The following is a 12950-nucleotide window of genomic DNA, read 5'->3' on the forward strand; positions in this document are numbered from 1 at the left end:
ATCTTTTTTCGTCATGAGTAGCGCAGATGCAAGCGGTATTCCTAGTGTACGTCCATCAAAATTTTTAACGAAGGTCCCCTCACCTTGTTTCATCTCGATTAAGCCCATCGCACGCAATGCTGTTAATGCCTCGCGAATCGTTGAACGCCCTACATCAAACTGACGACTTAATTCTTCTACCGAATCTAGACGGTCTCCTGGCAATAGTTCCCCAGATTTAATTAATGCCATTAATTGTTCCGCGACTTCTTCGTAGATTTTTTTACGTTGTACGATCTTAATTCCCATTAACCCCACCTCTTGTCCTCATTTTAGCATATTTCATCTCGCTTCTTCCTACTTTTTCTACTCAACACGTATTTTAATTTTTGTTACGTAATTTTCTAATTCTGAAACAGCTGTTTCTTCAAACACATACTCCTCATACGCATCGCTCGCTAATCGCATTTGTTGATCTCGTACATATTGCTGGATACGCTCATAGGTTGTATGTTTTTTTGATTCTTCCCCAATATGATAGGCAACTACGTAGAACCCCTTTTCCTTCACATGAATTGGCACTTGACGTTTGGTCGGCGCGATTTTCGTGTATAAATTAACATAGTTCTCGTAATCTTCGTTTTCAATTTCTTCTCTTTGCAAAATCGCTCCAATTGGATAGCCAATATCTAATTCTTCATTATAAACAAACTCAATCAAGTCAGAAATCGCATGTAAGAAGGCTTTATCATCCGTATTTTTAACATCTGCACTAATGAAAAAACGCTCTTCTTCTTCAGGTTGAATACGAATTGTTGTAAAATCTGTCGCCATTCCTTCTTTTGTAATCGCCAATTTTGTATCAACAATGCGCTCCAACTGCTTCAAATGCTTCATTTTTTGTTGTAGCTCACGCTTTTTTTCTTCAAATAATGTCACAAACTGCTCTGGTGATTTTGTTGCTAAAAACTGTTTAATCTCCTTCAATGGCATATTCAATTCTTTTAATAATTCGATGACACTAAAGACATCGAATTGTTGATAGGAATAGTAACGATAACCATTATCGAGCTTCACTTCTGGTTTTAATAAACCAATTTCATCATAGTGAAATAATGTTTGTTTTCGCACATTACATAAACGGGCAAATTCGCCTGTTGTAAAAAAACCTTTTAATTTTTCTCTTTCCATCTACATTTCCCCCTTGACTATACGGTAACCATATACTTTAGCATTATAACTACGAAAGGAATTGATATCGTGACAACCGCAACACAACAAGATCCAATGGCGCTTAAACTTCAAACAAGCCCACCTAAAAAACTATTTTTATCTTATTATTCCCATCGCTTTTCGGCATGTTACTCATGGCAAGTAATATTCTCGTCGATGGCATCTTCGTCAGTCATGGCGTTGGTGAACAGGCACTTGCCGGTGTGAATATTGCCACACCGATTTTCTCTATTTTATTAGCTGTATCGCTCTGGATTGGGATGGGCGGTGCGACCTTATTCTCCATCGCACTTGGCGAAAATAAATTTCAAAAAGCACATGCCATCTTTACACGCTCAATTATTTTAACGTTAGTGATTGTAGGCATTCTAATCGTGATTGGGTTATGGAAACTTAAAGCAGTCGCTTACCTTTTTGGTGCAAGTGAAGTGACCTATCCGTATGTACGTGATTATCTATGGGTCATTCTCATTTTCGGTTTTGTCTTTGTACTTGAAAATATTTTAAGTATTTTCATTCGAAATGACGGGAATCCGAAATTAGCTATGACGGGTTTAGGTGTCACAGCCGTTTTAAATGTCGTACTTAATTATTTCTTTATTTTCGTTTGGCAATGGGGTGTCTCTGGTGCCGCATATGCGACTGGTATTGCCACACTAATTGGTCTATGTATTCTATTACTTCATTTCCGTACACCTGCAAATCATCTACACTTTGTAAAGCCTACTCGTTCACTACGTGGTATGCTCGATATTTTAAAAATCGGTTTACCAAGTTATGTCGTCGAGATGAGTTTTGCTGTCATCGTTGTGATGTATAATCTTACTTTCCTTCATTATACAGGAGAAGTGGGTGTCACAGCATTTGCGATCATCAATTATTTGCACGCGGTCTTTTTAATGATTTTCATTGCAGTAGGTGCTTCGATTCAACCGCTTGTAAGTTATCATTACGGCGCGCGACTTTATGATCGTTTAAAATCGTTTTTATTACTTGGCATTTTAACTGCGACCATTATTGGTGTGCTCTTACTCATCATCGGGATTTTCGGAAAATCCTTACTCATCAAACTATTTGGTGTTGATGATCCAACTGTTGTCGTCTTTACGGAAAAAGGGATTCTCCTTTACTTCACAGGTTATATTTTCTTAGGCTTCAATTTAGTAATTGCAGAGTATTTCCAAGCGATTAAACGCATTCGCCTTTCCGTATTAATTGTACTAAGTAGAAGTATTCTACTCTTTATGCCATTACTTATTTTACTACCAATGGCATTGCCAAGCATTACAATCTGGCTTGCCTTCCCGATTGCTGAAGGATTAACATGTATCATTTTATTAATCTGTATGAAGTGGGTACCAAAAGCAAATCCAATACCAAAATAAAAATGAGAGGTCGCCTAAACGAGCGACTTCTCATTTTTTCTTGCTTCTACTGCCATGCGTTTTTGTACGCGGTCATTGTGTGAGCTAACCATTGCTACATGGCTAGCAGTTGGTTCGATGTGTAGTTTCGCACCATTCACTGCATTAACAGCATCTTGGAAACAGCCGACTAATAGATTTACTTTCCCTTCGTACTTAGCGATATCCCCTGCCACAAAAATACCTGGCATATCCGTTTTACCTGTAGCAGTCGAAGCGATGGCATGGTCGATTCGTTCAAGCGGAATCGATACGTCATATTGTAATGTTTGATCTAAATCAAAGCCATGACTGACAATCATATGATCAACGGAGATATTTTTTTCACCTGCTGCTTGTTCAATCGTTACATTTTCTATACAATTCGTATTTTCATTAGCATGAACTTGTGTAATCTGTGTTTGCGTATGAACTGTAGCATGCTGCATCACCTGTTCCACTTGAGCTTCATGAGCAGATAAGGTTTCGCCGCGGTAGACAACATGAATTTCTTTGGCAATACCATGTAATTCATTTGCCCAGTCAACAGCTGTGTTACCGCCACCTGAAATGAGCACTACTTGATCGCGGAAATGTTCAAACTCCCGTACAACATAGTGCATATTTTGCACATCTTCTTTTGGAACACCTGCTACTTGTAACTTCTGTGGTTGAATAATTCCGCCACCAACTGCGACAATGACCGAGCGACTCATATGCGTTCCTTTATTTGTTTCAATATGGAATGTTCCATCTAGTTGATCGACAATACGTTCTACTTTCGTTTCTACATACACAGTTGGATGGAACGTTAGACCTTGTTCAATGAGTTGTTTGATGAAGGCATCACCAGTAATTGGGGGCTGACCACCAATATCCCAAATCTTCTTTTCAGGGAATAGACGCACTTTACCACCTAATTCAGATTGGAACTCAATTATTTTTGTTTTCATATTACGCAGTCCGGCATAAAATGCGGCATATAATCCTGCTGGTCCTCCGCCAATAATCGTTACATCATATATCTCTGTCATGTTCATCTGCTCCTTTACATTGTTGTCCATGCGACGATTTGTTTTCTTCTGTAAGTTGAAGGTGCATAACCTGTTTGTTTTTTAAATACACGACTAAAATAGAAACAATCATCATATCCTACACGCTCTGCTACTTCTGCAATGGATAAATCCACACGTTCTAGTAATTCTTTCGCTTTTGAAATGCGATACGCTGTAATATACGCGTTCGGTGATAACCCCGTATGTTTTTCAAATAAATAAGCGAGGCGACGACGCTCAATTTGAAATTTCTCTGCAATTTTGGTGACATTAATTTTCTCGCGATAGTGTTGTTGAATATAAGCAACGATGGACTCCATCACATCTACCGTCGATTGAAGCTGTTGATCACGTACACCTTCCATACAGCGTTCGATGAGTTGGAAAAAGAGCGTGCGACGTTGAAGTGCTGCCATCGCTCCTGGTAGCGCCTGCATATCCAATAATCGAACGGCATCTTCTAAATAAATTGTGGTATCTGATACGCGCAGCACGAAAGCATCATCATATAAATCATCATCGGATCGAATTGCTACTTGATACTGCGCAACGATAAATTGTACATCTTGTTCACCACAATTTTCAATATGAAGTGTTTCACGTTCGTGAATATGTAAAATACGACCTGGTGTAATAAAGAATTTCTCACGACCACTGTGCACCCAGGCTTTTCCGCTTACTGGGAAGATAAATGCACTCGATTGTGTATGAATATGTGTTAATTTATGTTCAGCTAAAATATGCTCTTGAAAGACATTCGTTAAAGAAACAGCTGCTTTTGCAAAGTATGCTGTTACATCCATCATTGTTAAATCCATCGACATAACCTCCATAACTAATACATTCATTATAAATGATAATGATTATCAATTTCAAGTTTAATTGATAAAAATTCTCAATTAATGTGAAAAATCCTTTTAGAAAAGAAAAAACTAGCATCACCTGATAAGACGATACTAGTTTTTCACATTCAATTATTTAACAAATTTATATTCTTTTTCCTTGCCATCATCAAACTTCACTTCTAGTTTGATAGACTTGTAGTTATCATCGATTTTGATATTGTCCATGATTTGTTTCTTCACTTCTTCATCTGATGAGTTTTGGTCAAATGTGAACTTCTCAACAATTGGTTGCATTTCACCTAGAGCTTCATCACCAGTCTTTTTCGTATTGTCACGCTCATCTTCTATCTCTGCAATGTCACCATCGCTTTTCTTCTCGTATTCAAATGTGTAATCACCTTTGTCATACTCAACATCAAGATCCATTTTTTTGTACGGTTGCTCTGTTACTTTTTCATTCGTTGAGCTATCGTCTTTTGAAGAATCAGTTGAAGATGAATCAGATGACGACGAATCATTTGTAGTATTTGATGCAGGCTCCTCTACTTTTGTTTCCTCTTTCTTCTCATCCTTATCTGTGCTACATGCTGTCAACGATAACGCTAATAATGGCACTGCATAAAGAGCTAATTTTTTATTCATTAATAGTACACGTCCTTTCAATAGCACTTTTCCACATTTTCTTTTTTTAAAACATTTTAGGGCATGTATTTTACTTTATAATTCAAAAACCCTTGTATGATGAATATCTTGAAAATGAATTAAATGAAGCACTTCATCTGAAATTTCCGCTAATTGTCCAGGATGTTTGTTATGTCCAATCAATAATGACATCAAATAAAACTGTTTTTTTGTCTTTTCTGCATTCATCTGTTCGATTACTGTTTCCGGAATATGACAGACACCATCCGTAATAAATAATACTTCCCCTTTTGTCGAATGCTTCATAAATTGAATGGCTTGTTGAAGCGGCTTTTCAAAATTTGTTCCGCCGCCAATATACGATTGGGCAAATTGAAGAAATTGAGGGATTTTATATTTCCCTTTTTTAAAATGCTGAATTTGCTGATAATCCACATCACCACTAAATGGAATAAACACAAAATCTCGACGATCTTGTTTCGCCATACTAAGTAAAGCCATTAAAAAACCTTTTCCTTGTACGTCTAAATCTTGCATACTACTACTCTCGTCATAACAAATAATGAGTGCGCCCTTTTCTTTTTTCGTGCGCTCTTTATAATCATACATGCGGGTTCTTCCTTCTGAAAAACGCACAAGAAAATCAAGTTTTGCTTCAGGTGTTTCAGATTTTAAATACTCAATAGGTAATAAACGCTCTGCTTTTTGTCCTGTTGTTACAGTCCCTTTTAGTATGGAAGCAGTTTTCGTTTGAACGCGCTTTTGTTTCGCTGAAATTTTAAATTTTTTCGCCCATTCAGCCATTTGTTGTAGTTCTAATTGCTTTTCTAGTGCATCTGCTAAAGCCAACTGATCATAAATCGGTGTTTGCTGTCTCTCTTGTTTTCGTTGTTGCAAACTACTGAGTAAATCTTCTACATATTCTACTTGTTCTAAAACATGCTGTATCTCTTTTTTAAATGCCTCTTCTAATGACTCAGACTCATCTTCCGGTTGTTCCAGTTGACGTAAAAATAAATAGCCAAATCTTAGTGTCGCAAGCGTCGTAATCAGTTTATCACCCATCGCTTGTTGTAAAAAAAGCGGAAACTCTTGTAGTTCACTTAGTATTTGTAAAGGAGAAGTCGTTTTAAATTCGGTCTTTCCAGTGTAGAGCATACACCATACATCACGTACTAATTGTGGTAATTGTTCCTGTTTTTCAACTAATTGTTGCAGTCCTTCATGATGCGTGAGTAAGTCGTTATATGCTTGCATCGTAAATCGGTCGATATCCATCAGTTGACTATTTAACTCATTATGCAACTACATCACTTCCTCCGCTATTTTTTCATGTAGTTGTGCTTTCCATTCATTTAACTTTTGCAGTTCTTCTTCTGTTGGTGACTCTATCATCATTTCTTGTTCGATTTGCTGCCACTTCATTAAAACGGCTGAAGCAAACTGTGCATATTCCTCATATTGAATCATCTCTGCTTGTTTGAGTACGGCATGTTTCGCATCTACTTCCATACGCAAACGATTCAATTGAACAAACAATTGGTCGATGACTGTTTTTGTATAAGGTGCAAGTAAATCTTGTACCGTCTCACGATCTTCCGACTCAATCCATAAACAATCTACTAACACACGAAAATCCGACTGCTTCACTTCGTCGCGTCCTTGTAAATATGCTTCAGCTTGTAAGATCGATAAACATTGCTTCGTGCGGCGATCAGACACAACAATCCCTGCATCTTTCAATTTAAAATGAATTTCTGTCAACATTTCGATCATCGTCTCTGGAATGTGAACTGCTTTTGTTTCAGCGTGGATACTCTGTACCTCCTCTGCCGTTAGACGCGGTAGTGTAATCTCCTCTGTATTCCCCTGTAACATCTGCATGAAGTGCGCAGGCGTTTGAATCGCTTCTACTTCACGGCGAATTAAAAAGCGATCATACAATGCATTCAAACGGTCTTCTTCTGGAAATTCATTACTTGCACCGATTAATGTGAACAGTGGTGTCGTCAATTCTTCCGTACCATTTTCAAAGCGATGTTCATTCATAATTTTTAATAAACTATTAAGTAAATCAGATGTTGCTTTAAACACTTCATCTAAAAAAGCTACATGTGCTGTTGGGAGCTGTCCTTCAATATTTCGTTCCATAATCCCTTCTTTTAAACGGTCAAAGCGGACAGATCCGAATAATTCTTCTGGTTGTGTGGTCGGTGAAATTAGTCGCTTGAATGTACCATAAGTTGTCGGTAATACATGCATGAATTGGTCGACAATATTTGATTTCGCAACACCGGGCGCACCAATCAATAGGACATTTTTTTGCGCACAGATACCGAGTAAGATGGCATGAATTTCATGTTGTCGTTCGATAAAGTGTGCATTTAGTTGTTGTTCAATTTGCTGTAATTTTTGTACTTCAGGCTTCATTCTATTTGCCACCTTCTATTCGTTTTAAAAATTGTTCGATTAGGACATGTGTAAAAGCAGGGTACTGCGAATCTTGTTGTATAAATGCTCGAAGTGTCGCTTCATCCTCTAACCACATCGCTTGAATAGGAATACGGTCAAAATCAAGTTGTCCTTGTTCCTTTTCTGTATAACTACAGGCTAAAAAACGCGGTGTGATATTTGCATAGGCTTCTTTCAACTCGTTATTCTCGGCATGAATCGTTGCACCGTATTTACGCTCATCATATTGTACAAATGGAGATGTAGTATTTTGACGTAAATCATACATCGCATAAATCATATATCGTTTACGCTCTGTTAAATAAGGCAGTGCAAAATCAGAACAGCTTAACTGAAATAAAGGATTATAGCGATAACAAAATAGATGGTCTTCATCTGGGTAAATCCCAAGCCCTTTAATCACGCGACTGTAAGCAAATTCTGTTAGAGCGGTTTTCGTCTTACCTCGCGTTGTATCACGCACTAAAAATTTCGAAAGATTTAATATGAATCCTGGTACGTCAGCTGTTTTAAACATCGTTTTAAAATCGTATAGTACGTCATATCCTGCAAATAGGTGGTAGTTATACGTGATACCATCATCTGAAATCCCAAGCCAGTCTTGTTGTAAATCTACTTTTTTCAATGTGGGTGTTACATGGAAAATCGTCTCAAACCATGTATGACATACTGTTAAAAAATCGTCTATATTCTTTTTTTCATTCCAGTTTTTTTCAGTGAATGAGAGGAGTGTTTCTTGTTGAACATATACGACTTCTTTCATTAGCCATTCTAAGTAATAGGCTACTTGATCGTATAAAATACGTGCACTTTCTGCTGAAATGGGTTGTCCAATCACTGCTTCATTTTGCACTAGTTTTACTAGCTCTTTTTCAATCGCTTGATATTGCTGTCTGACGCTACTAGCTGATTGAAAACGTGTCACTTTTTGCTCTAGTGACTGCTTCATCTCCTCTAATTGACGTGGTAAATGCGTCAACATGTGCTGAATAGTTTGTGCATCTAACTGCAGCTGTATACAAGGTATTTGTTTAGGTACGATATAGAAAGGTTGCTGGATTAATTCCTCTGGTTTTATATTTTTTAACCGCGCGGTATCTGCAACCATATAAAATTCATTCAACGAGCTCTTCCTCTCTCATTTGTTTCTTTTAAAGTCACTTTATTATAACAAAAAGAGGAATCACCGTTTAGGCAATTCCTCCAATTCAATTTAAGATTGTGAGAATAGATAAATCATATAAATCACGGCAATTGATAATAATACCGCGATTCCCACTCGAACAGGTGAGATTGGCGCACTACCACCTACACGACCTGTTTGACCGTTCACCATGAAACGATAGAGCTTATCTTTATATTTAAAAGAAGATAACCAAATCGGTAGCATCAAATATTTATACGTAATATCATCATGTGTTGTCGAAAACGATACATGACCAACAATATCTGCGCCATGTTCAAAGCGAACTTTTGATTTAATCGCTTGTTCGATTTTGTTATGAATACTCGACTTTGCTTCTTCAAAACCTTCATCTAAGCCGATACTATAACGTTCTGCTAAAAAACCACTGACATATTCAGGTCGGTACCCTTTATTATCTGTTAAACGAAATGGTTCAATTTTGCGCATCATATCGCGATCATATCTTCTCGTTGCACTCACCAATTCATCATCAAAAAACTCTTGATAAACACCGGATGTCGAATACCAATCTGTTACGATTCGTGTCTCTCCTTCTGCATCACGTACCGTTCGATTAATCCCATACTGTGCAGAGTAATACGAAATCGTTCGTGAATCAAATGTCCAATACGGTAAGTAGACACCTGTAAAAGCATCTGGTTTCGCACTTAACTTCGCCTGTCTCGGCATAAAAATACGACTACGAATCCATTTATGAAAAGATTCGCCTGCTTCTTTATCCGTCACTTCAAACGTACAAACCCCGTTCGGCGCAAGTGTTTCTTCTGTACTTGCTTCCATCACTTGATGTGAACCACAATACGGACAAGTATCTGCTACTTGGAGCGCATCATAAATCGTTTCTGCCGCACATTCCGAGCAAATAACAGTCTTTTTTTCGACACCCCAGTCAAATCTTCCACGATTTTTTGCGTCGTAAAAATCAAGTTCTTGCGCGCTTCGTTGTTCCTCTTGTTCAGGTTTCGCAATATCTACTTCATAGCCGCAATATGGACAAGAGAGCTTCCCAGTTTTCGGATTAAATTCAACAGAAGCACCACAGGAAGGACATTCCGCATCAAAATCGAGCTTTACTTCTTTCACATCACTCGTCATGCTACTTCCTCCTTAGCGCCCCGTAGGTGTACCACACTCTGGACAAAATTTCGGAGCAGGTGTAGCTGACATTTCATGTCCACATTCGGAACAATGGAATGTTGTAGCGACAGTTTTTTTCTGACCACATTCGGAACAGAATTTGCCCGTATTTTCAGCCCCACAAGAACATGTCCATGTCTCAACTTCTGGCTTTTTTTCGCCACATTCCGAACAAAACTTCCCTGTATTTGTATGACCATTCGAACATGTCCATGTTGCTTCATTTGATTCGGGTGCTGCTGGTTGTTGCATACGCTGCTCATGTGCCATTTGATACAGTTGATTTGCATTCATACCGCCTGTATTTTGTGCCATATTCATGCCCATGAAGCCGTTCATCGCACCATTTTCATTTTCAGCCGCTTTGACCATCGCTTCTGCTTGTGCACCGGTTAATTGTGCCGCTGCCATTGGAGCATCACGCATAACCGCATTCTTTTGCAGTGTCTTAATCATTTGTTCGTCTTCTTCAGATGCTTTCATCGAGCTAATACCAATCGTACCAATTGCGAGACCACGAGAAGCTGTCCACTTTTCAGATAGTACTTGATTGAGCGCATCTGCTAATTCCATCGTATGTGCGGGTACTTCGCTGTAACGAACGCCTAGCGCTGAAATTTTTGCAAAAGCAGGTTGTAACGCAGTCATCAATTCTGTTTTTAATTGGCTATCAATTTCATCACGTGTATATTCATTCTCTACATTTCCTACAACATTGACATAGAACAATAATGGATCGACAATGCGATATGAATATTCCCCGTGACAACGAATCGAGATGTCGACATCTAATCCGATATTACGATCTACTACGCGGAACGGTACAGGTGATGGTGTTCCGTATTTATTCCCGACGATTTCTTTTGTGTTAAAGAAATATACGCGTTGGTCTTTTGCAGGTTCACCGCCAAATGTAAAGCGTTTGCCGACTTCTTTAAATGTTTCTTTTAAGTTTTCCATGAAATCACCGTCATAGAAGACACTTGGTTCTGTCGACATGTCATAGACGTATTCACCCTGTTCTGCACAGACTTCGACTACTTTTCCTTGCTCGACAATCATCATACATTGTCCTTCATTTACTGCAATAATCGAACCGTTTGAAATGATATTGTCATTCCCTTTATTCGAACCACGCTTCGTTGAGCGTTTACGCCCCTTTACGACTAACACATCTTTTGAAAGTCCTTCGCAATAAATATATTCACGCCATTGATCTTCTAAAACGCCTTTCATGGCACCGATTCCAGCTTTTAATAAACCCATCTAACCAACCTCCGTCTTTATATATACTTTTTTATACGATTTTTCGGGAGAAAAGTTCCATTTTAAGCAAAAAAATAAGCTCGCTCTCGTAAGCGAACTTCAAAGATTAAAATTCAGGATACACTTCAATCATTTCTATGTGATGAATATGTAATTCTGTCTCTTTTTCTGTAGCGATAAAGCTGTTTGGTAGTTGATTCCATTTTGGTGCGATACTCTCTAGTAATTCGTTCACTTGCTTTTCGGAAGCTGCTTTTGCCTCTAATTCAACTGCAAACGTATCTAAGAATGGTTCACACTTCTCTTTTTTTAGCGATAATTTTACTCGCTCACCTAAATTCAATAGTTTCTGCAAATAAGTTGTCGCTTCCACTTCAGTAGAAGCTTGCATGTAGACGCGTATAAACAAAATCAATTCTCCATTCTTTTTTAAATCAGCAAGTACTATCATATCCTAAATTAAAAAAGCATGGAAGAGATGTTTTACCTCTAACCATACTTTTAAGATATTTGATTCTTTATACCTATACACGCTCAATAATCATCGCAATTCCTTGACCTCCTCCTATGCAAAGGCTTACAACTGCGTAGCGTTCCTGTCTTTCACGCAATGTATGTGCTGCACTCAATAATACACGTGTGCCACTTGCACCGACTGGATGCCCCAGTGCAATTGCTCCTCCATGTACATTCACACGATTACGCTCTAGTTGTAATTCTTGTTCAACTGCTAAATATTGTGCTGCAAAAGCTTCATTAATCTCAAATAAGTCAATATCATCTATTGTTAAATTTGTACGTACTAAAGCGCGTTTGATTGCAGGTACAGGACCAATCCCCATGTAGTTCGGATCCACGCCAACAGCAGCATACGAAATGATTTTTGCGAGAGGTTGTAATCCTTTTTCTTCTACAGCTTGCCCGCTTGCAAGTACAATGGAAGCTGCCCCGTCATTAATACTTGAGGCGTTTGCTGCTGTAACAGTACCTTGACGTTTGAAAACAGGTTGGAGCTGTGATATCTGTTCAACGGTTGTATCTGGACGAATTTGTTCATCTTGCTCAATTACGCGTGTTCCTTTACGTGTTGGCACTTGAACAGGCACAATCTCACGTGCGAATACATCTGCTTGTTGTGAGGCTACTGCACGTTCATGTGATAATACCGCATAGGCATCTTGTTGTTCTCGCGTAATGGCATATTTTTCAGCTAAATTTTCAGCTGTCATTCCCATGCCCATACCAGTGTATTGGTCGGTTAAAGTTGCTTGTAGCATATCTTCAAATTGAATATTCCCCATTTTCGATGGTTGACTGCGCTGTTCAAAATTTGAAAATGGAGCTTGTGACATATTTTCTGTGCCACCTGCTAAAACGATTTGTGATTCACCGAGTTGAATTTCCTGTGCGCCTGAAATAACAGATTGTAATCCTGAACCACATAATCGATTCAATGTGAGAGCAGGTACTTCCTCTGGTAATCCTGCAAGTAACGCAATATGACGCGCTGTATAAGCTGCATCTTTACCTGTCGCAATGACATTCCCGTAAAATACTGCATCAACATCTTCTGGTGCAACTTTCGAGCGATTCAATGCTTCAACAGCTGTTACCGTTCCGAGTTGAATGGCTGATACGGTCGCAAAAGAGCCTGTAAACGCAGTAAAGGCTGTTCGCGCACCTTCAATTAGATACACATCTTCCATACTTG

Annotated in this window: 13 protein-coding genes; 1 reads left to right on the forward strand and 12 read right to left on the reverse strand. The window is 38.5% G+C overall.

Going from position 1 to position 12950, the window contains the following annotated elements:
- Together KGI01_RS05560 and KGI01_RS05565 are read right to left on the reverse strand one after the other, a co-directional pair.
- The coding region (locus tag KGI01_RS05560; protein ID WP_141273868.1) for a FadR/GntR family transcriptional regulator at nt 1-288 on the reverse strand (288 nt) is incomplete at its 3' end.
- 57 nt (nt 289-345) lie between these two features.
- Nucleotides 346-1170 (reverse strand): MerR family transcriptional regulator, encoded by an 825-nt coding sequence (locus KGI01_RS05565; RefSeq protein ID WP_141273869.1) that lies wholly within the window; start codon nt 1168-1170, stop codon nt 346-348.
- Between the two features lie 176 nt (nt 1171-1346).
- Between KGI01_RS05565 and KGI01_RS05570 the strand changes: the two genes are divergently transcribed.
- Complete coding sequence (locus tag KGI01_RS05570; protein WP_255314743.1) at nt 1347-2597, forward strand: MATE family efflux transporter; 1251 nt, start codon at nt 1347-1349, stop codon at nt 2595-2597.
- Between the two features lie 14 nt (nt 2598-2611).
- On the opposite strand, the gene KGI01_RS05575 is transcribed toward KGI01_RS05570, so the two are convergent.
- The 10 genes from KGI01_RS05575 to KGI01_RS05620 form a co-directional block, all read right to left on the reverse strand.
- Entirely contained in the window at nt 2612-3649 is a 1038-nt protein-coding gene (locus KGI01_RS05575; RefSeq protein ID WP_307723177.1) for an NAD(P)/FAD-dependent oxidoreductase, read from the reverse strand.
- A 14-nt stretch (nt 3650-3663) separates the two neighbouring features.
- Nucleotides 3664-4488, reverse strand: a complete 825-nt coding sequence (locus tag KGI01_RS05580; protein ID WP_170214740.1) for an AraC family transcriptional regulator — start codon at nt 4486-4488, stop codon at nt 3664-3666.
- Between the two features lie 156 nt (nt 4489-4644).
- Nucleotides 4645-5157, reverse strand: coding sequence for a YusW family protein (locus KGI01_RS05585; RefSeq protein ID WP_141273873.1), 513 nt, complete (start codon nt 5155-5157; stop codon nt 4645-4647).
- A gap of 75 nt (nt 5158-5232) precedes the next feature.
- On the reverse strand, nt 5233-6462 hold the full coding sequence (locus tag KGI01_RS05590; RefSeq protein ID WP_141273874.1) for a VWA domain-containing protein: 1230 nt from the start codon (nt 6460-6462) through the stop codon (nt 5233-5235).
- A complete protein-coding gene (locus KGI01_RS05595; RefSeq protein ID WP_141273875.1) occupies nt 6463-7587 on the reverse strand; it encodes an AAA family ATPase in 1125 nt (374 codons plus the stop codon).
- Between the two features lies 1 nt (nt 7588).
- Nucleotides 7589-8752, reverse strand: a complete 1164-nt coding sequence (locus KGI01_RS05600; RefSeq protein ID WP_141273876.1) for a hypothetical protein — start codon at nt 8750-8752, stop codon at nt 7589-7591.
- A 90-nt stretch (nt 8753-8842) separates the two neighbouring features.
- Nucleotides 8843-9931, reverse strand: coding sequence for a TFIIB-type zinc ribbon-containing protein (locus KGI01_RS05605; protein WP_141273877.1), 1089 nt, complete (start codon nt 9929-9931; stop codon nt 8843-8845).
- A 12-nt stretch (nt 9932-9943) separates the two neighbouring features.
- On the reverse strand, nt 9944-11239 hold the full coding sequence (locus tag KGI01_RS05610) for an SPFH domain-containing protein (protein ID WP_141273878.1): 1296 nt from the start codon (nt 11237-11239) through the stop codon (nt 9944-9946).
- Between the two features lie 106 nt (nt 11240-11345).
- A complete protein-coding gene (locus KGI01_RS05615) occupies nt 11346-11648 on the reverse strand; it encodes a hypothetical protein (RefSeq protein WP_141273879.1) in 303 nt (100 codons plus the stop codon).
- Between the two features lie 115 nt (nt 11649-11763).
- A complete protein-coding gene (locus KGI01_RS05620; RefSeq protein WP_141273880.1) occupies nt 11764-12945 on the reverse strand; it encodes a thiolase family protein in 1182 nt (393 codons plus the stop codon).
- Nucleotides 12946-12950: the final 5 nt, after the last annotated feature.

Source organism: Kurthia gibsonii, assembly GCF_006539985.1.
GTDB classification, from domain to species: Bacteria; Bacillota; Bacilli; order Bacillales_A; family Planococcaceae; genus Kurthia; species Kurthia gibsonii.

What these genes read in the sequence shown, in the direction of transcription:
- KGI01_RS05565 (WP_141273869.1), bottom strand. Translation starts at nt 1,170, where the DNA reads ATGGAAAGAGAAAAATTAAAAGGTTTTTTTACAACAGGCGAATTTGCC.
- KGI01_RS05570 (WP_255314743.1), top strand. Translation starts at nt 1,347, where the DNA reads ATGGCAAGTAATATTCTCGTCGATGGCATCTTCGTCAGTCATGGCGTT.
- KGI01_RS05575 (WP_307723177.1), bottom strand. Translation starts at nt 3,649, where the DNA reads ATGACAGAGATATATGATGTAACGATTATTGGCGGAGGACCAGCAGGA.
- KGI01_RS05580 (WP_170214740.1), bottom strand. Translation starts at nt 4,488, where the DNA reads ATGGATTTAACAATGATGGATGTAACAGCATACTTTGCAAAAGCAGCT.
- KGI01_RS05585 (WP_141273873.1), bottom strand. Translation starts at nt 5,157, where the DNA reads ATGAATAAAAAATTAGCTCTTTATGCAGTGCCATTATTAGCGTTATCG.
- KGI01_RS05595 (WP_141273875.1), bottom strand. Translation starts at nt 7,587, where the DNA reads ATGAAGCCTGAAGTACAAAAATTACAGCAAATTGAACAACAACTAAAT.
- KGI01_RS05605 (WP_141273877.1), bottom strand. Translation starts at nt 9,931, where the DNA reads ATGACGAGTGATGTGAAAGAAGTAAAGCTCGATTTTGATGCGGAATGT.
- KGI01_RS05610 (WP_141273878.1), bottom strand. Translation starts at nt 11,239, where the DNA reads ATGGGTTTATTAAAAGCTGGAATCGGTGCCATGAAAGGCGTTTTAGAA.
- KGI01_RS05620 (WP_141273880.1), bottom strand. Translation starts at nt 12,945, where the DNA reads ATGGAAGATGTGTATCTAATTGAAGGTGCGCGAACAGCCTTTACTGCG.